This is a genomic window from Euzebyella marina (assembly GCF_003687485.1).
Classification (GTDB): Bacteria; Bacteroidota; Bacteroidia; order Flavobacteriales; family Flavobacteriaceae; genus Euzebyella; species Euzebyella marina.
This window is the reverse complement of sequence record NZ_CP032050.1, coordinates 1,481,906-1,503,553: the sequence shown is the minus strand read 5'-3', so window position 1 is coordinate 1,503,553 and position 21,648 is coordinate 1,481,906. Positions and strand designations below refer to the sequence as shown.

General features: G+C 39.0%; 20 protein-coding genes. 8 read left to right on the top strand and 12 right to left on the bottom strand.

All coding sequences use genetic code 11. The annotated features are described in order from the left end of the window. The first annotated feature begins 22 nt into the window (after positions 1 to 22). Positions 23 to 2,194 (top strand): ATP-binding protein, encoded by a 2,172-nt coding sequence (locus tag D1013_RS06135; protein ID WP_121850627.1) that lies wholly within the window; start codon positions 23 to 25, stop codon positions 2,192 to 2,194. Here D1013_RS06135 and lpxK read toward each other — a convergent pair. Continuing rightward, positions 2,187 to 3,254: a tetraacyldisaccharide 4'-kinase gene (lpxK, locus tag D1013_RS06130; RefSeq protein WP_317125494.1), complete on the bottom strand. Its 1,068-nt coding sequence runs from the start codon at positions 3,252 to 3,254 to the stop codon at positions 2,187 to 2,189. The two genes, D1013_RS06135 and lpxK, sit on opposite strands and share 8 nt — an antisense overlap. On the opposite strand from lpxK, the gene D1013_RS06125 reads away from it, so the two are divergent. Further along, complete coding sequence (locus D1013_RS06125; RefSeq protein WP_121848030.1) at positions 3,231 to 4,325, top strand: Nif3-like dinuclear metal center hexameric protein; 1,095 nt, start codon at positions 3,231 to 3,233, stop codon at positions 4,323 to 4,325. The two genes, lpxK and D1013_RS06125, sit on opposite strands and share 24 nt — an antisense overlap. A gap of 6 nt (positions 4,326 to 4,331) precedes the next feature. After that, positions 4,332 to 5,111: a zinc ribbon domain-containing protein gene (locus D1013_RS06120; protein WP_121848029.1), complete on the top strand. Its 780-nt coding sequence runs from the start codon at positions 4,332 to 4,334 to the stop codon at positions 5,109 to 5,111. A gap of 74 nt (positions 5,112 to 5,185) precedes the next feature. On the opposite strand, the gene D1013_RS06115 is transcribed toward D1013_RS06120, so the two are convergent. Continuing rightward, positions 5,186 to 6,532, bottom strand: a complete 1,347-nt coding sequence (locus D1013_RS06115; RefSeq protein WP_121848028.1) for an FAD-dependent oxidoreductase — start codon at positions 6,530 to 6,532, stop codon at positions 5,186 to 5,188. 251 nt (positions 6,533 to 6,783) lie between these two features. Between D1013_RS06115 and D1013_RS06110 the strand changes: the two genes are divergently transcribed. Further along, complete coding sequence (locus D1013_RS06110) at positions 6,784 to 8,316, top strand: cryptochrome/photolyase family protein (protein WP_121848027.1); 1,533 nt, start codon at positions 6,784 to 6,786, stop codon at positions 8,314 to 8,316. Between the two features lie 158 nt (positions 8,317 to 8,474). Here D1013_RS06110 and D1013_RS06105 read toward each other — a convergent pair whose 3' ends face one another. Continuing rightward, positions 8,475 to 9,023: a ClpP family protease gene (locus D1013_RS06105; RefSeq protein ID WP_121848026.1), complete on the bottom strand. Its 549-nt coding sequence runs from the start codon at positions 9,021 to 9,023 to the stop codon at positions 8,475 to 8,477. A gap of 193 nt (positions 9,024 to 9,216) precedes the next feature. Here D1013_RS06105 and D1013_RS06100 point away from each other — a divergent pair, with 193 nt between their 5' ends. Next, the gene (locus tag D1013_RS06100) at positions 9,217 to 9,900 is read left to right on the top strand and encodes a hypothetical protein (protein WP_225621496.1); all 684 of its coding nucleotides are present in this window, start codon (positions 9,217 to 9,219) and stop codon (positions 9,898 to 9,900) included. A gap of 3 nt (positions 9,901 to 9,903) precedes the next feature. Here the strand turns inward: D1013_RS06100 and D1013_RS06095 are convergent, their stop codons facing one another. Next, entirely contained in the window at positions 9,904 to 11,052 is a 1,149-nt protein-coding gene (locus tag D1013_RS06095) for an MFS transporter (RefSeq protein ID WP_121848025.1), read from the bottom strand. A 330-nt stretch (positions 11,053 to 11,382) separates the two neighbouring features. Between D1013_RS06095 and D1013_RS06090 the strand changes: the two genes are divergently transcribed. After that, positions 11,383 to 12,975, top strand: a complete 1,593-nt coding sequence (locus D1013_RS06090; protein WP_121848024.1) for a sensor histidine kinase — start codon at positions 11,383 to 11,385, stop codon at positions 12,973 to 12,975. A gap of 59 nt (positions 12,976 to 13,034) precedes the next feature. After that, entirely contained in the window at positions 13,035 to 13,427 is a 393-nt protein-coding gene (locus D1013_RS06085; RefSeq protein WP_121848023.1) for a response regulator, read from the top strand. Between the two features lie 4 nt (positions 13,428 to 13,431). Here the strand turns inward: D1013_RS06085 and kynU are convergent, their stop codons facing one another. After that, positions 13,432 to 14,697: a kynureninase gene (gene kynU / locus D1013_RS06080; protein ID WP_121848022.1), complete on the bottom strand. Its 1,266-nt coding sequence runs from the start codon at positions 14,695 to 14,697 to the stop codon at positions 13,432 to 13,434. 60 nt (positions 14,698 to 14,757) lie between these two features. Beyond that, positions 14,758 to 15,219, bottom strand: coding sequence for a GNAT family N-acetyltransferase (locus tag D1013_RS06075; protein ID WP_121848021.1), 462 nt, complete (start codon positions 15,217 to 15,219; stop codon positions 14,758 to 14,760). A gap of 65 nt (positions 15,220 to 15,284) precedes the next feature. Here D1013_RS06075 and D1013_RS06070 point away from each other — a divergent pair, with 65 nt between their 5' ends. Then, on the top strand, positions 15,285 to 15,926 hold the full coding sequence (locus D1013_RS06070) for an O-methyltransferase (protein WP_121848020.1): 642 nt from the start codon (positions 15,285 to 15,287) through the stop codon (positions 15,924 to 15,926). On the opposite strand, the gene D1013_RS06065 is transcribed toward D1013_RS06070, so the two are convergent. From D1013_RS06065 to D1013_RS06040, 6 genes are all read right to left on the bottom strand, one after another. Further along, on the bottom strand, positions 15,892 to 16,464 hold the full coding sequence (locus D1013_RS06065; RefSeq protein WP_121848019.1) for a phosphatase PAP2 family protein: 573 nt from the start codon (positions 16,462 to 16,464) through the stop codon (positions 15,892 to 15,894). The genes D1013_RS06070 and D1013_RS06065 overlap by 35 nt on opposite strands. A 3-nt stretch (positions 16,465 to 16,467) precedes the next feature. Beyond that, the gene (locus D1013_RS06060; protein ID WP_121848018.1) at positions 16,468 to 16,806 is read right to left on the bottom strand and encodes a Sec-independent protein translocase subunit TatA/TatB; all 339 of its coding nucleotides are present in this window, start codon (positions 16,804 to 16,806) and stop codon (positions 16,468 to 16,470) included. A gap of 119 nt (positions 16,807 to 16,925) precedes the next feature. Then, positions 16,926 to 19,238 carry a M1 family metallopeptidase gene (locus tag D1013_RS06055; protein WP_121848017.1) on the bottom strand — a complete coding sequence of 771 codons (2,313 nt, stop codon included), beginning with the start codon at positions 19,236 to 19,238 and terminating at the stop codon, positions 16,926 to 16,928. A gap of 60 nt (positions 19,239 to 19,298) precedes the next feature. Further along, a complete protein-coding gene (locus tag D1013_RS06050; RefSeq protein ID WP_121848016.1) occupies positions 19,299 to 19,805 on the bottom strand; it encodes a DUF6702 family protein in 507 nt (168 codons plus the stop codon). Between the two features lie 51 nt (positions 19,806 to 19,856). After that, positions 19,857 to 20,636 carry a carboxypeptidase-like regulatory domain-containing protein gene (locus D1013_RS06045; protein ID WP_121848015.1) on the bottom strand — a complete coding sequence of 260 codons (780 nt, stop codon included), beginning with the start codon at positions 20,634 to 20,636 and terminating at the stop codon, positions 19,857 to 19,859. Next, positions 20,623 to 21,369 carry a BamP family beta-assembly machinery protein gene (locus tag D1013_RS06040; protein WP_121848014.1) on the bottom strand — a complete coding sequence of 249 codons (747 nt, stop codon included), beginning with the start codon at positions 21,367 to 21,369 and terminating at the stop codon, positions 20,623 to 20,625. The genes D1013_RS06045 and D1013_RS06040 overlap by 14 nt, the downstream gene beginning before the upstream one ends. Between the last annotated feature and the right edge of the window lie 279 nt (positions 21,370 to 21,648).

Sequence of the window (21,648 nt, the reverse complement as noted above, 5' to 3'; positions counted from 1 at the left end):
TGCAGCAATCTTGACATTTCAAATGGTCGTTGCCCAAGAAACCTCACCTATTTCCCAAGATACGGTTGAACTTCTCGAACCTAAACTACACTTAGATCGGGCCCGTGATTTCAGTAATCGCAACCAAACCGATTTGGCTCTCGAAGAGTTGGAAAAAGCATCTAAATCAGCTGAAGCCAATGAAGATGTCAAGGCATTGATCGATAGTTATCAAGCTCACGCCCTACTCTATCTTAAGTTAAATAAAGAAGAAACCACTTATTTTTTCTGGGATCGGGCAAAGGCACTTTTAAAAGACATTGAATACCCGTATGGCGATGCCATGCAAAAATATATTGAGGCCATTCTTTTATTTCATGATGGAAAAAACTTTCAGGCTATTTTCTTATTGAACGAGGCTAAGCAATTGAATAATGATCGAAATTTTTTCAACAATATCCTGCTGGCAGAAGCCCAAATATATATGAAACTTGATAAGTACGAGAGTGCTGCCAAGAACTTCAATTCTTTAATTGTCAATACCGACATATACGAAAGTGATTACCTAGCTACCAAGGCCCATCTAGGCTTGGCCGACCTTTACCTTAAGACCGACAAGCTTGAGGAAAGCGCCATGAATGGAGAAAGTGCATTGAAACTTGCCAAGAAAAATGCCTTTTCAAAGGAAATATGGGATTCTAATGAAATGCTCACTAGAATTTATGAGCGTCAAGGAAGATATGACCTGTCTCTAGCCAATAATAAAAATCTGCTTTACATCAGAGATTCGCTCTTCAACATTGCGAAAATGAAGACCGAGACAAAGACGGCTGAAAAAATTCAGTTTGATTTTATGAGCGATGAGATAAGAAGGCAAGAGCAAAAGATTGAGGAACTGAACGAATCAAAAAACCAATCGGATATAGCGGCTATACTCACTTCTGCCCTACTGATCATTATCACTCTTTTAGCGGTTTCACTTTTTAGAAACAATCAAATAAAGTTGAAGACGAACGATCTTCTCCAAACAAAAAACACCGAGCTAAAAGCAGCCCGAGATGCCGCTGTTACAGCCATGGAAGCCAAAACAAATTTCTTGTCTACTGTGAGCCATGAGTTGAGAACCCCTTTATATGCCGTCACCGGTTTGACACATTTGCTGTTGGAAGAGAACCCAAGCGAGAATCAAAAAGAGCATTTAAAAGCGCTAAAGTTTTCAGGAGATTACCTATTGAACTTCATTAATGATATCCTTCAAATCAACAAAATTGATGCGGATAAGCTTGAGCCAATGAATGTAGAGTTCAACCTTAAGAAGGTGCTTCAAGAGGTAATTGATTCATTGCAACAAAGTGCTCAAGGCAACAAGACCGCCATTATTTTAGATTATGATGAGGATATTCCCTCCCACCTAATGAGCGATCCTCTGAAGCTATCTCAGGTGTTCATGAACTTAGTTGGCAATGCCCTGAAATTTACAAAGAATGGTGAGGTACGGGTAGTTGCCAAAATGCTCGAAAAAGAAGAAGAAAACGTAACGCTGTACTTTGAAGTACAAGATAACGGCATCGGAATCTCTAAAGATCAACAAGAAAATATCTTCGAAGGTTTCGAGCAGGGTTCTATTCAGATTAACCGTGAATATGGTGGGTCTGGCTTGGGGCTTACCATAGTAAAAAGTCTATTGGGTCTTTTTGATAGTAAAATTCAGTTAGAAAGTGAGTTGGGCAAAGGAAGTAAGTTTTACTTTGAACTCGACGTTAAGAGTAAAGATGCCATCGTAGACGATGTACCATTTGAGCTATCGGAAAAAGATTTCGAGTTCAACGGCCTTCACATATTGATAGTCGAGGATAATAAAATCAACCAGGTTATTACCAAGAAGATGCTTACCAAAAAAGATATCACCAGTGATATCGCTAATAATGGCGGGGAAGCAATCGATTTGGCCAAAGAAAATAAATATGACGCTATTTTGATGGATATTCATATGCCGGGAATCGGGGGTGAAGAAGCTACCATTGAAATCAGAAAGTTCGATAAGATTACTCCGATTGTGGCCTTGACCGCCATTTCTTTAGACGACAGCTTGGAAAGTTTTTATGCAGCGGGATGTAACGATGTAATCACCAAGCCTTTTAAACCAGAAGTATTCTACCAAAAAATTGGGGAAAATATCTTTGACAACAAAAACCTACGCGACACGGTTATATAATATTCCTTATCTCTTTCAGTATTTGTTCCCCGTCATCATCAAAAAACCGATGCTTCACGGGTAGATAATATAAATTCTGAAGCTGATTCTTTAAACGAACATAGTCTTTCTCGGTAGTTAGAATCAAATCCTTTTCTTTAAGGTTTTTCAATTCATTTTCCGAGAAGAAATGATGGTCTTTAAATTTCAAGTGCTTAAACGAGACGCCTTCATTTTTTAAAAATTCCACTAAAGGAGCTGGGTTTGCTATACCAGTGACCAAAGTGATATTCTTTGATTTCAAATCATTCAAAGAATAACTCTTATCCAGACCAAAAACTTCATCATGGTAATCTAAATAACTGAATAGTACCCTTTGATGTGTTTGTGGGTTGAGCTGATTTATAATCTTCTTTCTTGCTTCTGTTTTTAAATTTTTCGGGCACTTTGTAACCACAATACAATTGGCGCGATTGGCCTGTGACTTGGCATCTCGAAGGTTTCCAGTTGGTAAGTACCAATCTTTTGAATACAAATGACCGAAGGCAGTCAATAGAATGTACGAAGTACATTTCACCTTACGATGCTGATAGGCATCATCCAATAAAATTAAATCAGGGTCTACCATCTTTTGAAGAGAGGTAATACCATTTTGCCTATTCGCATCTACTGCTACGGCTATGTCCTTAAATTTTGAGTAAATCTGGTACGGCTCATCACCAAGCTCTTCAACGCTGCTGTCGGTATCGGCAAGTATAAAACCCTCTGATTTTCTTCTATACCCCCTACTTAAGACAGCTATCTTCAATTCAGCTTTGAGGTTATCGACAAGAAATTCAATCATAGGAGTTTTACCTGTTCCGCCTACACTTAAATTACCAACGCAGACGGTTGGAGTCTCAAAAGTTTTTGATTTCAAAAACCCGATATCGAATAAGAAATTTCGAAAGTAAACTACTAAAGCATATAGGAGCGAAAACGGAAATAGTATTTTTCTCAGTACTTGCATTTGGGCGAAATTATAATATTTTATCTTTAGGCGATACAAAAACTCTTCATGACAGTTAAAGAAATTACCCATATTTTAGAAGAATTGGCTCCTTTGGGCAATGCTGAAGATTTTGACAATGTTGGTTTACTTGTTGGCGATTACAACTCTATTGTTAATGGTGTTTTGATAACCCTCGACACTTTAGAAAATGTTGTTGACGAAGCCATCAAAACCAATTGTAATCTTATAGTAAGCTTTCATCCCATAATTTTCGGGGGATTAAAAAAACTTACAGGATCCAATTATGTTGAGAGGGTAGTTTTAAAGGCCATCAAAAATGATATCGCCATCTACAGCATGCATACCGCTTTAGACAATGTTCAAAATGGGGTGAACACTAAAATATGTGAGGTTCTGGGCATCGAGAACCCTCAGGTTTTGATTCCTAAAAAATCAAACCTTAAAAAGCTTACCACATATGTACCTAAAGACGATGCCGAGAATTTAAGACAGCATCTATTTGAGGCTGGGGCCGGCAATATAGGCAACTATAGCGCTTGCAGTTTTAACCTAGAAGGGATGGGCACCTATGAAGCAGGTGAGAATTCTAACCCTACAAAGGGCGATATTGGACAACTACATCACGAAAAAGAGACCATGATAAGTGTCGTTTTTTCTGGTATTGACCAGAAAAGAATCGTCAATGCCCTATTAAACAACCACCCGTATGAAGAAGTCGCCTATGACATTGTTTCTTTAGACAACACGAACCCTTATGTGGGCATGGGTATGGTAGGTATGCTGAACGAGCTGGAAGAAGAGAAAGATTTTTTAAAGAGGGTAAAGAAGTCAATGAACGCTTCTATCATTAGGCACTCGCAGTTATTGGGTAAACCTGTTCAAAAAGTAGCCGTTTTAGGCGGAAGTGGTGCCTTCGCCATCGATGCAGCCAAAGCCACGGGTGCCGATGTTTTTATAAGCGCAGACATAAAGTATCATGAATTTTACAAGGCTGAGAACAAAATAGTGGTTGCAGATATCGGACACTATGAAACAGAACAGTTTACAAAAAATTTATTAGTTGATTATCTTACAAAAAAAATTCCTAATTTTGCAGTCCGTTTATCGGAAAGTAAAACCAATCCCATCAAGTATTTATAAAAATTTATGGCAAAAAAAGAAGACGCTACGGTAGAACAGAAACTTAGGGCATTGTATGACCTGCAATTGATCGATTCAAGAGTAGATGAAATACGCAACGTTCGAGGTGAACTGCCACTAGAAGTTGAGGATTTGGAAGATGAGGTATTAGGTCTCAAAACCAGAATAGATAAATTAAAGACCGATGTCGAAACCATTAATTTTGAAATCGGCGCCAAGAAAAACTTGATTGAGGAAGCCAAGGCTCTCATCAAAAAATATGGCGAACAGCAAAAGAATGTTCGTAACAGTAGAGAATTCAACTCTATCAGTAAAGAGCTTGAATATCAAGAATTGGAAATTCAATTAGCTGAGAAAAACATTAAAGAGTTCAAAGCACAAATTGAACAGAAAAAAGAGGTTATTTCTGAAACCAAAGAGCGTTTAGGCGAACGTGAATCTCATTTAAAGCATAAAAAAGGAGAGCTTGACGCCATTTTGGCCGAAACGGAAAAAGAAGAGCAAGCCCTTTTAGAGCAATCTGAGAAATACCAGGATGAAATCGAAGAACGCCTAGTAAAGGCTTACGCTAGAATTAGAAACAATGTGAAGAACGGTCTTGCGGTAGTACCTATCGAAAGAGGTGCTTCAGGAGGTTCTTTCTTTACGATTCCTCCGCAGGTACAAGTAGAGATTGCTTCTCGCAAGAAAATCATTACTGACGAGCATAGTGGCCGTATATTGGTTGACCCAGTATTGGCCGAAGAAGAACAGGAAAAGATGCAAAAGTTTTTTCAAAAACTTTAATTGCTAATAGTCAATAAAAAGAAAGGGCCGCGTTTTAAAACGCGGCCCTTTCTTTTTATCACACTTACTTTGAATCAATCTTGCAAAAGAGAAAGCATTTTGTTTTCTACTTCGGTGCTATCCCATTTATCTTCAATTTGGGGCATTTTCATTACCTCTTTCATAATACTTTCTTGTTCATCACCCATAGCCAACGCCTCTGAATATGGTCTATCTGAAAAGGTAACGCGGCTATAAATCGGAATCCACTTATCGGGATGCTTTGAAGCAAAGTGTTTCTCAATTTTTTTCTGCAATAAGAATTTCGGGTCAGCAGTTTTACTGCTCATTTCAACAAAATTCCGGTAGCTCAATTCAGCAATAGCATCGGCATTGGGCTTTCTTTCTTTTTGGTACTGCTCAAAAATCTGTAACCAATCGTCACCATGTTTTTGAATCAATTCGTGAAGAACGAAAATATCTTCAAAACCGGCATTCATACCTTGACCATAGAATGGCACAACGGCGTGCGCAGAATCCCCTACTAGGGCCACCTTGTCCCAATAAGTCCAAGGGTAACATTTCATGGTCACCAAGGCACTGGTCGGGTTTTTAAAGAAATCAACTAACAAATCATCTATCACCTGCATCACATTGGGGAAGTAGGTTTCAAAAAACTTTTTTGCTTCTTCTTTAGTGGTCAGACTGTCGAAAGATACTTGGCCTTCAAAAGGTAAAAATAAGGTACAGGTAAAGCTACCATCTAAATTCGGCATCGCAATCAACATAAACTTTCCTCTCGGCCAGATATGAAAAGAGTTCTTGTCTAGCTTATGGGTACCATCAGCGTTGGGAGGTATAGAAAGTTCTTTATAGCCAACATCAATAAAATCTTGTGAATAATCGAAGCGACTGCGTCGTTGCATTTTGTGTCGCACCCGCGAAAAGGCGCCGTCACAACCAAAAATCATATCGTAATTATACTCCTTCCACTCCCCTTTTTCGGTTTCTCCGGTAAAGATTTTAGCTTCCGGCAGATCAACATCCCAAACTTTTTCATCAAATCTGAAATGAACTCCTTCGGCTTCTGCCAAATCTATCATTCTTTTGTTCAACACCCCTCTTGAAATAGACCAAATGGCTTCTCCTTCCTTTCCGTATTTTTGAAAATACATGGGTTTACCGATTACGTGCATAGCCCTTTTATCCAAAGGAATAGCAATCTTCTTGATTTCCTCGGCGATACCCACCTCTTCGAGTGCATTCCAACCTCTATTACTCATGGCAAGATTGATAGAACGCCCTGAAAATGTAATATTTCTAATATCCGGTCTTCTGTCAAAAACGGTAATAGCGTGTCCTAACTTTTTTAGATAGATAGCCAAAAGCGAGCCCACAAGACCTGAGCCTATAATGGCAATGTTTTTAGATTGTTGGGTCATAGATGCAGAAAGCCTCCCAAAAATGTAACTATATTATCAATTACTTGGTCAGCTATAAAGGTTTAGGAATTTATAAGAAGGTCTTACAGTAGGAAGCAATACCCCAATAAACCCTTTAAGTTTAAGAAAATCAGTTATTCTGTTCGAGCAAATATACTGTTAAATACGGTTCATATAAAATTTGAAAGCATCAATGCTTTTATCGCTACATGTATTAATTGCATACCTCCATCAAATTAAAACCCTGACAGATGAAAACTTTACGCTTGATTTTGGGCGACCAATTGAACCATAAACATAGCTGGTTTCAAAACACCGACCCCGATATCACCTATTTGATGGCAGAGATGCGGCAAGAAACTAATTATGTTAAGCACCACATACAGAAGGTGGTCGCTTTTTTTAGTGCGATGCGAACTTTTGCCGAAGAAATGACCGACAAGGGCCATCATTTTATATATCTAAAGATTACCGATGATAACAACAGCCAGCAGTTAGACCAAATTATCAAAGAAGCCCTGAAAAAAAGCAAAGCCGAAAGGTTTGAATATTTGCTGCCCGACGAATATCGATTGGATATACAGCTGAAAGAAATATGCGACTCAATAAACGTAACATGTTCAAATTGTGATACTGAACATTTTTATACCAGTAGATATGAGCTAAAAAATTTCTTCTCAAACAGGAAACAAATAGTCATGGAGAACTTTTATCGCATGATGCGGAAAAAACATGATATCATGATGGTAAGCGGCCAACCTGAAGGCGGCAAGTGGAACTACGACCAAAGTAATAGAAAAAAATGGCCAGGAAAGCCGGAAATACCACATGAAAGAGGATTTAGAAAAAATGTAGAGGAGGTTTTAAAAGACCTCAAAAAGGCCAACGTCGAAACTTTTGGCCATATCGAACCTTCTTCATTCAACTGGCCTACTTCCAGGACCGACTGCCTAACCGTTCTCAATTACTTTTGCAAGAACCTTTTGGAACATTTTGGCGATTATCAAGATGCCATGCATACCGACCAAAAGTTCTTGTTTCATTCAAGAGTATCGTTCGCCATGAACAGCAAGCTACTTTCACCAAAAGAGGTAATTGATAAAGTACTTGACCATTACTATGAAAATAAAAGCATTATAGACATTTCGCAAATTGAGGGTTTCATTAGGCAAATTCTAGGTTGGAGAGAATTCATGAGAGGCGTTTATTGGAAAGAAATGCCCAAGTATTCCCAATTGAACGAACTTGGTAACAAAAACAAGCTACCTGATTTCTACTGGACCGGTGACACCAAAATGAATTGCCTGAAGAACTGCATAACACAAAGTTTAGATGAAGCTTACGCCCATCATATTCAGCGTTTAATGGTGACCGGTAATTATGCACTTCTCACCATGACCGACCCAAAGGAGGTTGACGATTGGTATTTGGGTATTTATATCGATGCTATTGAGTGGGTAGAAATCACCAACACTCGCGGAATGAGCCAATTTGCCGATGGTGGCATTGTGGGTACCAAACCTTATGTAAGTAGTGCCAACTACATTAATAAAATGAGCAATTATTGCAAAGATTGCCATTATTCGCATACCAAAAAAATAGGAGAAAAGGCCTGCCCATTTAATTCGCTTTATTGGAATTTCCTTGATGAAAAAAGAGTTCATTTTGAAAACAACAACCGAATGGCAATGATGATGAACTTGTTGAACAAAAAGCCAAAAGATGAACTAGAAAAATTGAAAAGTAGAGCTCAAGAGGTTATTGAGCATCCGGAAAGGTTTTAAAGTCTATTTAGTAATTATTTAACTTTCACAGACCATCTGAACACTAATTGCGTAGCGTATATAAAGAAAAACATTCCGCGTCAGCGCCTATATATATTCAAAAAAAAGTCCTTCACAATAGATTTGCGAAGGACTTTTTTAATGTAGAACCTTAAATCTTATTCCAAGACTCCGTCTACAATACCGTATTCGATAGACTCCTCGGCGTTCATCCAGTAATCTCTATCGAAGTCTTTCAAGACCTTTTCATAATCTTGACCACAGTTATCAGCCAATATTCGGGCACTCAACTCTTTGGTTTTGATAATCTCTTTTGCTTGAATTTCAATATTGGAAGCCTGACCACGAGCACCCCCACTTGGTTGGTGAATCATAACTTGGGCATGGGGTTGAATAAACCTTCTCCCCTTTTTTCCAACAGAAAGAAGAATAGAGCCCATTGAGGCCGCCAAACCTGTACAAATAGTTGAAACTGGGCTTTTAAGTGATTTAATGGTATCGTACATGGCAAAACCCGATGTAACATAACCACCCGGACTATTAATGAACAATTGAATTTCTTCATTGCTCTGCATATCTAGATACAAAAGACGATCGATGACGTGCTTGGCCGAATCATCATCAACCATACCCCAAAGGAATACTTTTCTTTCCTCCAATAATTTTTGGTCGATAGCCTCTTGAACTTTTCCTTTTTTAGAACTCATTTTATGTATTTTGTTACTACCAAAATTAAGCAATTTATTTAAATAGATCTCTTGGCAAAATTCCTAGGAAGATATTCAATTGCCTTGTCCCAAGAGCCCTATTTAACAAATATATGATGGCTTCACCTATTTTTTCTTAAGTGACTCAGCTAATGATTGCTAACACAAAAAGATTATATTTGAGAAAACTTCAATGATGATACGACCGCTACTTGTAATCGCTATAACTGCCATTCTTTTCTATTCTTGTAAAGACAACCCAAAGACCGAAGCCCAACCGGAGCAGAAAGAACTTTCTCTTTTAGAAGAGATAGCCTATGCTAACGGATATGAGAATTGGCAAAATATTGAAGAACTCAAATTTACGTTCAATGTTGACCGCGACACCTCGCATTTTGAAAGAACTTGGATCTGGAAAACGAAGACCAACGAGGTAACCGCTATTTCTGCGGAAGACACCCTTAGCTATAACAGAAATGAAATGGACAGTATCGCCAATAAGACAAATGGAGGGTTTATCAATGATAAATATTGGCTGATGGCGCCCATCAATATTTTGTGGGATGAAAATAGCATTACGACCGAGCACAACGCCAAGGTTTCAGCCCCCCTCAGCAAAAAAGAAATGCAAAAGCTGACAGTTACCTACAACCAAGAGGGTGGGTATACCCCTGGTGATGCCTACGATTTCTATTTTACCGATGATTTTAAAGTTCACGAATGGGTTTTTAGGAGAGGTAATCAAGAGGAGCCTTCAATGATAACCACTTGGGAAGACTACAAAGATGTTGGCGGATTGAACCTTGCGCAGATGCACCAAAATGAAGATGGTAGTTTTAAACTCTATTTTACTAATTTGGAAGCAAAACTCAAATAAATTCTACCTTCCTCTTTTATGCAAGGCATAGGTAGAGCCCAGAATTACAAAAGCACAACAAAGCAAAACCACAAAGCAGGTAAAAAGGGAAAAAGAATCTGCAAGAAAACCTAAAATGGGCGGTGCTGCCAAAAAGCCGGCATAACCGGTACCCGCGATAAAAGAGACCCCCTGTGACGAATCGACACCTTTCACATTACCGCCGATTCTAAAAACTTCGGGTATAATCACCGAAAAGCCTAGGCCGCTGATGGCAAACCCTAAGATGCTTATATAAACCTGTGTAGTCAAGACAAAAGAGTAGCCCAAAATGACCAAGACAGATGCCATTGCTACCATTTTTACCGAACCGACTTTAGAACTGATTCCATCCCCTAAAAACCGGCCGATGGTCATCGTAAGTTGAAAGCCTAAAAACCCGGCGCCCCACAAAAATTCGGGCGCTAAACTTATTTCCTTCAGATAAAGACCGCTCCAATCAACTATAGCCCCCTCACTGCCCATTGAAACGAACGATATCAATCCTAAAAACAATAGAGGCTTAAAAAGTCCGAAGCTAAAACTTTCTTTCTCTTCCGGGGCCGCAACCACAGTTTGATATTTTCTGTAAAAGAATGCATTGACCACTACCACCAAAACAACTGCCAAAGCCATATGTAAAGGTGGGTTACTTAGCGGACCAATTAAAAAACTACCCAGACCGGCCAAAACACCACCTAAACTGAAAAATCCGTGGCTTGCGGACATGAACTTTTGTTTATCCTCTTTTTCAATTTCCGTAACCAAGGTATTCATTGAAATATCGGTGAAACCATTCGAAGCCCCAAAGATGAATAGTGAAGCTGCCAAAGTAAAATAATTGGGCGCCAATAAAGGTAACATTGCGGCAATACAACTAAATATAACCCCATTTCTGGTAGCCTTGCCAACTCCCATTTTATTGATAATTGTCGACGCAAAAGGAAAAACGGTAAAAACACCCAAAGCCAAAAAGAAAAGGGCAAAACCTAATTGCGATTTATCAATTTGCAAGTTTTCTTTTACTGTGGGGATGTATATCGCCCAAGTACCAAAGAGAATATTGATACTGGCGAATACCCATGAAGGACCAAAGTATCGGGCATTCGTCAAAATGGTAATAAGAGATTTCATCGGCTATTTGATAAGACCGACGAAGATAACCGAAAAAGATGAATGAAAAATGGCTTTTGAACATCAATCAGAAGATGAATTAAACTGCCCTTCAACCCATAGAAATAATTATGTAAATTTGATAGAGCACATTATTTCCCCTTTTGAGTTATTGGTGATTATCATAATATCGATAATTTAATATAGCCTTTTACGCAGGCTATAGTAGGTTATTTCTTAATTAAAAAATGTTATGTTAAAAAATTACCAATAATTTCACCCTTTAGATTTAATTATCGTAATTCACTTAGCGTAAAGCTGAAAATCTGACAATACAACTTTCAACCGAAAATGAGGTTCAAATTAACCCAAGTTAATCTGATTATAATTTCATTGGCTATCTTTTTGATAACCAACATCTTATTATGGTCCTCCGCTTGGCGTCGTATTAATACCTATCAAAGCAACATTCTAGAGATTGAGAATGGACAAGCACAAAACAGGCTTAAGGATGCTGAAACTAGATTTCTAAACCTATATGAGATAAGCAAAAAGAATATTACGATGATACGTAATATGGTCGAATTTGAAATGATGAACAATGACGAAATGCCATTGATTTCTCGAAAATTAGCCAAGTTTGTTGAACTCGATGACTATTATTTTCAAGCCAGAATTATTGATATGGCCGGCAATGAGTTGGTCAAGGTAGAAAATACCGACAATCAAGTTACCATCACACCACCTGAAAAACTACAAAACAAACAAGATCGTTATTATTTTAGGGAGGCTGTCAACGTCGGTAGAAACGATGTGTACGTATCAGAACTCGATCTCAATGAAGAAAATGGATTGATTGAAATGCCTTACCGCCCTACCCTTAGATTTTTTAGTCCGCTTTATACTTCAAATAAACGAGCAGGTGTTATTGGCTTGAATCTGAACATTCAAAACTGGTTTGACACTTTTAAAGGGCAAAATATTGGACTGTTAAATGGAGATAACCAAATATTTTATGACGAGCAGAAAAAACTCTACACATCTTTTGAAGAAGATTTAGATGCACGGGGTAACTATGACCAACCCCTTTATTATTATAAAAAACTAAGTCTAGAAGGCAATCAATTTTGGACTATCTACACACGTTCAGAAACAGATGAAATTGAAACTAAGTTATCCAATTTTAAAAAAGCGGCCTATCGCACCGCATTATTGGTATCTGCCTTCGTGCTATTTCTTCTAATCATAACCTACGCCCTTAACAACAAGAATGCAAAAATCACTAGATTAAATCAAAACATTGCCAGCCAGTTAAAGGAACGTGATACCCTAATTAAAGAAATTCATCATCGGGTTAAGAACAATCTTCAGGTAGTAGCTAGCCTCTTGAGCCTTCAATCTAGCTTTATCACCGACGAAAATATAAAGATGCTTTTCCGTTATAGCCAATACCGAATCAATTCAATGGGTATGGTACATGAAATGCTATATAAGAGCGGTGATTTAAGTAAAATTGACTATGAGGCCTACATTAAAGAATTGGTTACTGCGCTCATTCAATCAATGAAAGGTAGTGGTAGCGATATTAAGTTGGTCACCGAAATAAACAACGTACACCTAAACCTAGACACATCAATACCCTTAGGATTGATTATCAATGAAATAATAACCAATTCACTAAAGTATGGTTTTAAAGGTCAAGAAAAAGGCACCATTTTTATCAAACTGGAAAAACTGAATTCCAGTAACTACAACTATCAATTAATTGTAAGCGACGATGGTATAGGTTTTCCCGATAAGATAAATTTCAGGAACACCAAGTCGTTAGGGCTAAAGCTCATTCACAAACTGGTACTGCAACTGCGCGGTAACATTGAAAAAGACAATACCAAAAAGGGTACGTATTATATCATCTCTTTTAAAGAAATAGAACAAATCTCATAGAATCTTATTATTTTATTAAGGAGATGTTCTGATTAATGAAACTGAAAATTATTTGAGTTATGGATTTAAGAGTATTGATTGTTGAGGATAATTTTATTATTCAAATGTTTTTAGAGTCTGGAATAACGGCACTGGGGCATGAAGTGATAGGAGCCCTAGATTTAGGTAATGATGTACTTACTTTCTTGGAATCTGAAAAACCCAACCTAATTTTTTTGGACATCGGACTTACAGGTGACCTTAGTGGAATTGATTTGGGAGAAATCATACATACCAAATATCAAATACCTTTTGTATACCTAACAGGAAACTCTGACAAACCGACGTTGGCAAGGGCTATGGCAACAAAGCCCCTTCACATCATAAAAAAACCGATTGACGAAGACAAGCTCAAAAAAGAAATAGGCCTTATTGTAGAGAAAATCAGCTCTTCGGATATTTTAAGTAATTAAGATTTTACCGCTCAATACCGCTTTTTAAAATTTGACCGAAGCGGTACATATCTTCGAACGAACAGTAAAAAGGTGCTGGCGCCAATCTAATTACGTTAGGTTCTCTCCAATCTGTAATTACTCCATTTTCCATAAGATAGTCGAATAACTTTCTACCCTGGCCGTGCAGAAATACAGATAATTGGCAACCTCGATCTGCCGGTGTGATAATTTCAAAAGATCCTTCGGTTTCCTTATCAATTTCCCTCAGAACGAACTCAAGGTAAGCGACAATCAATTTTTGCTTCTTGATCAACTTCTCCATGCCCACTTCATCGAACATCTCTAGAGAAGCCAAATAAGGGGCCAATGAAAGAACCGGTGGGTTGCTCAATTGCCAAGAATCTGCAGTGTGGGTCGATTCAAATTCTGGTTTCATCAAAAACCGGGTATCCTTTTTGGTACCCCACCAACCTTCAAAGCGCTGAAGCTTATCATTCTTTAAATGCCTTTCGTGAACAAATATACCCGAAGCATTGCCTGGCCCGCTGTTCATGTATTTGTAACTGCACCAAGCGGCAAAATCTACCTCCCATTCATGTAGTTCAAGTTCAATATTTCCTGCGGCATGGGCGAGGTCCCACCCTACATTGGCACCAACCGCTTTACCCGCTCTGGTGATGGTTTGCATATCAAAGACTTGTCCATTATAATAATTGACACCTCCTATTAAAACCAAGGCAAGTTTATCGCCAATCTCTTCGATTTTGGCCAAAATATCTTCCGTTCGCCAATAATGCTCTCCATCTCGCTTAGCCACCTCAACAAGGGCCTCACTAGGTTCAAAGCCATGATGCCTTACCTGACTTTGCAACATATATTGATCGGAAGGAAACGCCTTTTCTTCACATAGTATTTTGAACCTCTTTGATGTTGGCCTATAGAAAGACACCATTAATAGGTGCAGATTGACGGTCAGCGTGTTCATTACGCATACTTCTTCCTTTTTTGCACCCACAATATGCGATAAAGGCTCGGCCAACCTTTCATGGTAGTCCCACCAAGGTTTTGAGGCATGAAAATGACCTTCCACGGCCAAGTCTCCCCAGTCGGCCATAATCTCATCTACAAACTTTTTGGTTCTCTTAGGTTGAAGACCTAATGAATTTCCCGTAAAATAAACTACAGGTTTATTGTTGACCTTTGGGAAATGAAATTGAGACCTATAATCGGAGAGTTCATCTTTTAAATCAAGTGATTTGGCAAAACTCAAAGTATTTTCAAACTGCATAAAACCGAATTTTTTCAAAAATACGATTACCTAAAGAAATTTATCTGGTTCAAAGCCTATTTACTCCGTTAAACGCATCTCGATAATATGCTTTTTAAAACCCTTTTTTTCATAGGCCCTTACCGCAGCTTCATTATCATTATAAACAGTTAACCTAATCTCTTTAATTCCTTTTTTGGTCGTCCATGCCTGTAAGGCATCAACAATTTTGGCATTAAGCCCTTGCCCCCTATGGTTGGGGTCTGTATACATGAAACCTAAATATGAATAGGTCTCGTGATCTAGATAATGCCGGGCTTCCCTAATTCTCGCATGCCCGGATGCCACTACATTTCCGTTGTATTCTACGACCACCACTTCGGCATCTGGGCTTAGAATCAACTCCCTTATATCATAATAACTAATATCTCCCTTTTGAATGGTAGGATCAAAAGGCCGTTCGGCCTTCACTATTTCCTGCTCAAAATTCAATAGGGTTTCTAAATCTTCGATTCTAGCGGTTCTCACTTTATAGCTATTCATAGTAACAGTTTTCGAATTTCAGGTGGAGTTCTAAAGTACTGTATATTTGTAAAAAATAAAGGCATATGCATTTTCTTTCCCCTATATTGGAAAGTTATATTGAGGCAAACTCGCAAGAAGAACCTCAAATTCTTCAAGAGCTTACCAGAGAGACACATCTAAAGGTTTTACGCCCCAGAATGTTAACGGGCCATTTTCAAGGAAGGGTATTGAGCCTACTTTCAAAAATAATATCCCCTAAAAATATTCTAGAAATTGGCACCTATACTGGTTATTCAGCTTTGTGCTTGGCAGAAGGAATACAAAAAGACGGAGAGCTGCACACCATAGACATCAATGAAGAACTTTATGAAATTCAACACCGCTATTTTGAAAAAAGTGGATGGGGCCATCAGATATTTCAACATATTGGTGATGCCAAGAAAATAATACCTGAATTAGATCTTACCTTCGACCTAGTTTTTATTGATGCCGAAAAAGCTGATTATCCTGATTATTTTGAGCTTGTACTTCAAAAGACACGACCGGGAAGCATTATACTATCCGACAACGTTCTTTGGTCTGGCAAAGTGGTAGAACCCATCGAAAAGAAAGATAAGGTGACACCGATACTTTTATCCTATAACAAAAAACTGAAGGAAGACCCTCGCGTAGAAACCGTTCTATTACCTGTCAGGGATGGCTTAACCCTAACGAGGGTGCTATAAACCTCACATATAAAAAATAAAAGAAAAAAGCGGAAGCAATACCTACCGCACTGCCCACAATGATATCTACCGGAAAGTGCACACCTACAAAAATTCGACTCATTACGAATAAGATGGGCCAGATATAAAACAACCAACTCCACTTAAAGCGGTCTTTTAAAAAGAGTACAATCAAGGTAGTAATCGAAAAAGAACTGGAAGAATGGCCTGAGAAGAAACTATAGGTGGTCGGGGTTTTTAAAATACGTATCAAGGTATTGATATCCTCATCATTATTAGGCCTTAGGCGAGCCACGGTCTGTTTGGTGAGGTCTGTCAAAGTATTGACAAAAAGTGCCATGACCAATATGGTAGCAATAACAAAAATTGCTTCCCTTTTGGGGTACTTTTTAAAGATTAGATAGATTACAAATACGAAAAAAGGAATCCAGGTACTGAAATTGGTTACGGTCGTCCAAAAAATATCGTAATCCTCAATACCAAGATTATTGAGATAGATAAATGTCTGCCTGTCCCATTCAAGAATTCGTTCAAGCAAAATTTAGCTTCTTTTAATGGTTCCGGTCACATCGTCTACACTCTTCTTAACCTGATCCACTTCTTTTTTAATATCGGTACCGATACCTGAGGTAAGGTTATCCTTCACATCGTTTATATCGTTCTTGATATCATCAACGAACTTCGTATCTATACCCTGCTTCTCTGCGCTTTTTTGAATCTCACGCTTAATATCTTCGGTAGCATCTTTCAACTGGCGCATACCACTTCCCAATCCCTTGGCTATACCAGGAATCTTATCGGCACCGAAAACCATGACGACGATAAACATGATAAAGAATATCTCGCCACCACTAATGAATAGAAATTGCATCATATACATAAGACAAATATAGTGAAGAATAGCTTCGCTACATAAAAAGACCTGTTAGGTTTTTTTATGCATCACCTTAATGGTAAATCGCATAACCTAACAGGTCTGATCAATCTGAAAATTGAAATTTACTTCCCTTTTATATTCTCTTTCATCTTATCGAAATCAGAAGGACCCTCATTAGCTGGCCAAGTATTATTGGTCACATCTATATCGGCAGTCTCCATTTTTGGGTCGACTACCACACCGGTAAGCTCTGTTTGAGATGAAATAACCACGCTAACTTCTTTGTCGCTCTTTCTCCAAATTTCCGGAGGATAAGTAATATTCTTTGTAGTACCGTCGGCATAGGTGTACTCAACAATCAAAGGCATGGGTACTCCACCTGGTTTATCATAGGTAACCTCGTAGAAATATTTCGGTTCTTTTACCGAAGCACGCTCGCTCTCGGTCATATTGTCCATCATGAATTCTTTAAGGGATTGAGATGATTCTGATGGAGACTTACCCTTTAAATCGGGGTCGGCGTCTTCGCTACCCTCTTCGGCAAGATAAACCAATGGTGGCAGATCATCTTCGCTAATATCGCGTGCCGCCATGTATTCTTGCATCTTTTTGCTAGGCTTGTTCGAAACATAATACTTTTTGATTCCCTTAACGCCGATGTCAACATAATCGGTAGTGTAGAACCAAGCCCTCCAGTACCAATCTAAATCAACGGCTGAGGCATCTTCCATTGTGCGGAAAAAATCTTCAGGGGTCGGATGTTTGAATTTCCAACGTTGTGAGTATGTTTTAAAGGCATGGTCGAACAATTCACGGCCCATGACGGTTTCCCTAAGAATATTTAAGGCCGTTGCCGGTTTACCGTAAGCGTTAGGCCCTAACTGATATACGTTTTCAGGGTTTGACATGATGGGTGCAATCGTGCTTTGATCACCTGCCATATAAGGCACAATTTTAGAAGGCTCGCCCCTTCTTGACGGATATTTTGAGTTCGGGGCAATCGCCTCCGGATAAATCTCTCCAAATTCTTGCTCGGCCATGTACTGCATAAAAGTATCAAGACCTTCATCCATCCAACCCCATTGACGCTCATCTGAATTAACGATCATCGGGAAGAAGTTATGACCCACTTCGTGAATGATTACACTGATCATACCGTATTTTACCCTGTCGGAATACGTACCATCTTCATTGGGTCTACCGTAATTCCAACAGATCATTGGGTACTCCATACCTTGATTCTTGGCGTGTACGGATATAGCCTTGGGATAGGGATAGTCAAACGTATGCGAAGAATATGATTTCAATGTGTGGGCTACCGCTTTGGTAGAATACTCTTCCCAAAGAGGATTTCCTTCTTTTGGATACAAGGAAACCGCCATAACATCTCGATTACCGACCTTTACGGCCTGCATATCCCAAATAAATTTTCTAGAAGTAGCAAAACCGTAGTCACGTACGTTTTCGGCTTTGAACTTCCAGGTTTTCTTTTTGGTCGAAAAATTCTTTTCGGCAGCTTCGGCCTCTTCTTGAGACACGATGATCACTGGCCTATCATAAGATTTTTTGGCCCTTTCATAACGGCTCATCATCTCTTTCGAGAAAACATCTTTTCTATTCTGCAATGTTCCTGTAGCATCTAAAACGTGATCCGCCGGCACGGTGATATTAACTTCATAGTTTCCGAAAGGCAAGGCAAACTCGCCGCTTCCCCAGAACTGATGGTTCTGCCAACCTTCTACATCGCTATACACGGCCATTCTCGGAAAAAACTGTGCAATTACATAAGCGCGGTTACCATCTTTAGCAAAATATTCGTAACCGGAGCGAGCCCGGTTAACGGTATGGTCAGGAATGTTGTAACTCCACTTGATTGAAAAAGAGATTTGTTCTTTACTTTTCAACGGCTGCGGTATATCAACACGCATCATCGTCTGATTAATAGTGTAGGGCAAAGCCTTTCCACTGGCATCTTTTACGTAGTCAATAACGAAGCCACCATCAAATGGCTCGGTAATATATTTTTGAACGAAAGCACCGGCTTGCTCGGCCATTGGCACACCGCCACCATCCCTCAAAGGAGATTTTGAAGTCTTCGCCCTTACATTTTGATCTAACTGTACCCACAGATACTCTAGATTATCAGGGGAGTTGTTGGTGTACGTAATGGTTTCCTCACCAAATATCTTGGCGTTCTTGTCATCCAATTCAATATCCATTACATAATCAGCCTGTTGTTGGTAGTAATCAGGCCCTGGGGCTCCGGAGGCAGAGCGATAATTATTCGGGGTAGCAAACTCTTCGTACAATTGTTTGAATCTGCTTTGGTTGTAGTGCCCTGGTTCTCTTTCCTTTTTCTCTTGCTGATCTTGTGCGCTCGCCAAGGCAGCGAACATGGTGAGAACAGCGAAAATGTGATACTTAAATCTGTTCATTTACTCGTTAGTTTATAATCCGTGAAAAATAAAGTTTTTTAAGGATATGTTAACTGATTGTTACAAGTTTAACATACCTTTAGTATGCGATTTGACAAGTACGAAACTTTTCTTCTTGTTTTTTACCTTTATGTGAACCACATTTTGTTGTTCATCATAGAGGTCGGTCAAAATCTCATTTTCTATTTCTATGGAAGTCGTTTTGCTCAAATCAATCTTGGGCACCTCAATATAGAGTACCACAACATCAGCATCGTATTGCTTGCCAATGTAGTCATATGAAACGGGCTGGCCGTTAATTGATACCAAAAACTTAGAGCGCAGGTATTTTTCGATATATGTATCTGCCTTGGGCGATTCTTGTTCGGAAGCCAATTCGGCATCGAGATCATACCGGGCCAATAATAACTGGTCGAAATCATCGATAAAAACCCTCGAGGTTATTTGAATAGCCTCATCTTTTTCAGAATAGTTAACATTGGTTACGCTTACATAAAATTTGTGGGCCACCGCAAATGACAAAAGCGGTAAGACGAGAAGAAAAAGTATTTTTCTTGTGAATGCCATATGCTTGTTTCTATGCTGCAAAAATAAACAAAACCCATGCCATACGGCCAATTAAAGTCCGTTGTTATCTTTATAGACCTTACTTTTACGTCGCATGAATTCCCAGATTCTCAATCGATCATGAGTGTCGACCACGGATTGAAAACTAGGGTCGACTTCACAGAAATACATAAACTCTGCTATTCTATCTTCGGGAATTTCAAACTCTTGAACATAAAGAGAATCCGCAAAAAAATTACGTACCCGCTGTGTACGGGCATACCTTTCATTTCGGGCTATTCTATTTTTTAGCATTTTGGTACGGCCCGATATGCCATTGAGAATAGGGTTTAGCGGAATAAATCCTCCTCCGGTCGTAGCCTCGTTGAGCAATCTCTCGGCCTGACTCGGAAAAACGGCATAAGCATTTGGCAAGCCCAAGGTAGAGGCGGTAACTACGGGACCTACGGACATACGATTGACATCTCTACTTACGTCTCCAGAGAGATTATATGGCATAACCACTACTTCTTCCAGTTCTGTCAGGTTTTCCTCCAAAGGCACTAAAAGCAGTTTAGATTCCAGCATTTCCGAGGTTATAACGATTTCTTTTTTTTTGTACTGAACCGCCGAGAATAGCAAGGTGTCGTTCGTGTTGGCCATAATGGAAAAGAAACCATTGATATCGGTAATAGCGGCCTTGCCGGTTGTCATATTAAGAACGTGGGTGGCGGCTACATCTCCATCCTTACTATAGACCCTACCTTCCAACTCTTTTTGAAAAAGTTCTTGCGCCTTGCTTGGAAGCGTAAGGGTCAAAAGAATCAGAAATGTGATGCTATTTCTCGCCATTCATTTGATTTCGGTATGCCTCGCTTTGGTTGACCAAAAAATCGATCAGTTGAAATTCGTTCTGCTTGAGAAGTAGATTGTTTTCAGGTACCTTACCATCAACATATACCAAAAAGTCATCAATCTGGGCTTGTGACAGTTTTAAATCGACCACAAAGAATTCATCATCATATACCTGACGTAGCACTTGGCTCATTTTTAATCTAGCTTTTGGGCTGTCGTTCTTTTGTATTGATTTGGTCAATGCCTTAAAGATATTCACAAAATTAATTCCGTCTTGCATGCCACGTTCCGAACGGCTCAATGCTATGTTCTCAACCTCGGTCGAGCGGTCGATTTCGTACTCTACCTCTTTAAACTCCTCATTTTGAACTTGCAAGAATCGCTCTCTGTTTTCCGGTGTAACGACCACTTCGTCCAGTTCGGTTACTTTCTCCTTCACTTCCACCACCAAACGACCATTGGCAATCATTTGTTCGGTCAATTTAACCACTATCATCTGATAGTTTACGGCGGTAAATGCCAATTCATCCCCCGCCTTTGCCTCAATCGCAAACTGTCCTCCGTCATTTGAAATAACTGCATCTTCGGAAGTAATATTAATGACATTCTCGTTGGGTACAGGTACATCTCTATAGAGTACCGTACCTCTCACTATTTGTCGCTCACCGTCTTGAGAAAAGGCATTGAGTGTTAAAAAAAGTACCAGTATAAGGGTAGGGATATTCTTCATTGGATTGTTTAATTATATAATTTTAGTTCTTGGCCTCAAAAAATAAACAAGTCATTTTCGGCGGGCCAATCACCAAAAAACAAAAATGTTTATAAAGAAAATACATGTTGGGGTCTAAAAAAAACCGTGCCGTCTAAACTTTTGTTAATTCGCTTTCTAACGTTATCGCCAGAGATGGCTCTTGTAATAAAAAACTTTCACCATTCAACAGCAGTTAACGGTAGTTCGACCTTATTAATTAGCAATCTAGCCGGATAATTCTATTTTTGTTGACCCTAA

Bases quoted from the DNA above. Each gene is read 5' to 3' on its own strand.
- D1013_RS06135 (WP_121850627.1), top strand. From the start codon at position 23: ATGGTCGTTGCCCAAGAAACCTCACCTATTTCCCAAGATACGGTTGAA.
- D1013_RS06125 (WP_121848030.1), top strand. From the start codon at position 3,231: ATGACAGTTAAAGAAATTACCCATATTTTAGAAGAATTGGCTCCTTTG.
- lpxK (WP_317125494.1), bottom strand. From the start codon at position 3,254: ATGGGTAATTTCTTTAACTGTCATGAAGAGTTTTTGTATCGCCTAAAG.
- D1013_RS06120 (WP_121848029.1), top strand. From the start codon at position 4,332: ATGGCAAAAAAAGAAGACGCTACGGTAGAACAGAAACTTAGGGCATTG.
- D1013_RS06115 (WP_121848028.1), bottom strand. From the start codon at position 6,532: ATGACCCAACAATCTAAAAACATTGCCATTATAGGCTCAGGTCTTGTG.
- D1013_RS06110 (WP_121848027.1), top strand. From the start codon at position 6,784: ATGAAAACTTTACGCTTGATTTTGGGCGACCAATTGAACCATAAACAT.
- D1013_RS06105 (WP_121848026.1), bottom strand. From the start codon at position 9,023: ATGAGTTCTAAAAAAGGAAAAGTTCAAGAGGCTATCGACCAAAAATTA.
- D1013_RS06100 (WP_225621496.1), top strand. From the start codon at position 9,217: ATGATGATACGACCGCTACTTGTAATCGCTATAACTGCCATTCTTTTC.
- D1013_RS06095 (WP_121848025.1), bottom strand. From the start codon at position 11,052: ATGAAATCTCTTATTACCATTTTGACGAATGCCCGATACTTTGGTCCT.
- D1013_RS06090 (WP_121848024.1), top strand. From the start codon at position 11,383: ATGAGGTTCAAATTAACCCAAGTTAATCTGATTATAATTTCATTGGCT.
- D1013_RS06085 (WP_121848023.1), top strand. From the start codon at position 13,035: ATGGATTTAAGAGTATTGATTGTTGAGGATAATTTTATTATTCAAATG.
- kynU (WP_121848022.1), bottom strand. From the start codon at position 14,697: ATGCAGTTTGAAAATACTTTGAGTTTTGCCAAATCACTTGATTTAAAA.
- D1013_RS06075 (WP_121848021.1), bottom strand. From the start codon at position 15,219: ATGAATAGCTATAAAGTGAGAACCGCTAGAATCGAAGATTTAGAAACC.
- D1013_RS06070 (WP_121848020.1), top strand. From the start codon at position 15,285: ATGCATTTTCTTTCCCCTATATTGGAAAGTTATATTGAGGCAAACTCG.
- D1013_RS06060 (WP_121848018.1), bottom strand. From the start codon at position 16,806: ATGTATATGATGCAATTTCTATTCATTAGTGGTGGCGAGATATTCTTT.
- D1013_RS06055 (WP_121848017.1), bottom strand. From the start codon at position 19,238: ATGAACAGATTTAAGTATCACATTTTCGCTGTTCTCACCATGTTCGCT.
- D1013_RS06050 (WP_121848016.1), bottom strand. From the start codon at position 19,805: ATGGCATTCACAAGAAAAATACTTTTTCTTCTCGTCTTACCGCTTTTG.
- D1013_RS06045 (WP_121848015.1), bottom strand. From the start codon at position 20,636: ATGGCGAGAAATAGCATCACATTTCTGATTCTTTTGACCCTTACGCTT.
- D1013_RS06040 (WP_121848014.1), bottom strand. From the start codon at position 21,369: ATGAAGAATATCCCTACCCTTATACTGGTACTTTTTTTAACACTCAAT.